The organism is Psychrobacter sp. 1U2, from assembly GCF_051847575.1.
The window spans coordinates 1-1,112 of the sequence record NZ_JBPYDC010000416.1 but is presented as its reverse complement, the minus strand read 5'-3'; the positions used below and the strand labels follow the sequence as shown (position 1 = coordinate 1,112).

2 protein-coding genes are annotated in these 1,112 nt (G+C 45.9%); one reads left to right on the top strand and one right to left on the bottom strand.

Annotation, left to right across the window (positions count from 1 at the left end; translation table 11 throughout):
* Positions 1 to 545: molybdopterin dinucleotide binding domain-containing protein (locus ACS8FD_RS16260; protein ID WP_439276607.1), on the top strand; the 545-nt coding region annotated here is incomplete at its 5' end.
* A 161-nt stretch (positions 546 to 706) separates the two neighbouring features.
* Here ACS8FD_RS16260 and ACS8FD_RS16255 read toward each other — a convergent pair.
* Positions 707 to 1,112 (bottom strand): FAD-dependent oxidoreductase (locus ACS8FD_RS16255; RefSeq protein ID WP_439276606.1); only part of this gene is annotated, 406 nt, incomplete at its 5' end.

The window sequence follows — 1,112 nt, the reverse complement described above, 5'->3', positions numbered from 1 at the left end:
ATCTCAATGTGGACTTTTATCAAGCAGATTTAGAGCGCGTACAGGAGATGATGCAGGATTATGATGATGAGCAGGTTTTATTGATCGGTCGTCGCCATGTACGTAGTAACAATTCGTGGCTGCATAATAGCTATCGCTTGGTAAAAGGTAAGCCGCGCTGTACGCTCATGTTGCATCCAGAAACGGCCAAAGAATACGGTATCGAGGACGGTCAAAACGTCAAAGTTACCTCGCGCGTTGGCAGTGTGAATATCATCGCAGAAGTCACGAATGAGCTGATGCCAAGCGTGGTGAGCATCCCGCATGGTTGGGGTCACGGCCGTAAAGGCGTCAAACAAAAGATTGCGCAGGCGCATGCTGGTGTCAGTGTCAATGATTTGACGGATGATACGTTAATCGATCAGTTAAGTGGTAACGCAGCGGTCAACGGCGTACCGGTGCAGTTAGAAGCAATTAAGCCTGAAGGGTTTGATTTGGACACTACCGATTCAAGCGTTGATGCTAACCGCGAATCTTCCGAAATCAAATCAGGAAGTGCTGCATAAAATAAGTACAAAAACTATAACGTGCTACTGGTACAAATTTTCCTTGCTTATGTGCCTACGCAGACAGAGGCTACGCAAAATTTTTACCAGTAGTACTATGCTTATTTTATGGCAGATTAACTATACGAAAAGTAAATATGTATGGCTGGTGTAAGTGTTCTCTATTGAGCGTTTACACCTACAAAGTCAAAATCGACTGGCGGTGTCTCGCCCTGTATTAATAAACTAATCGCTTTGGCAGAACCACAAGCATGCGTCCAGCCAAGTGTACCATGACCCGTATTAAGCCATAAATTATCGAAACTAGCGCTTGTATTGTGACTACCATGACGGATGTGACCTTTATGCGCGCGTCCTATTAAGGGTACGTTTGATGGGGTCATCGGTCGCAGCCCCGTCCAATATTGCACAGAGCTTGCAATGATGCCTTTTGGGAATAACTGCTGTACACGGCGCGTAATGGCTTGGCAGCGTATAGTGTTTAAGTCCAAATTATAGCCGTTAAATTCTGCTGTGCCCGCGACGCGCAATTTATCGCCAAGGCGTGAGGTAACCAGCTTAAACTCA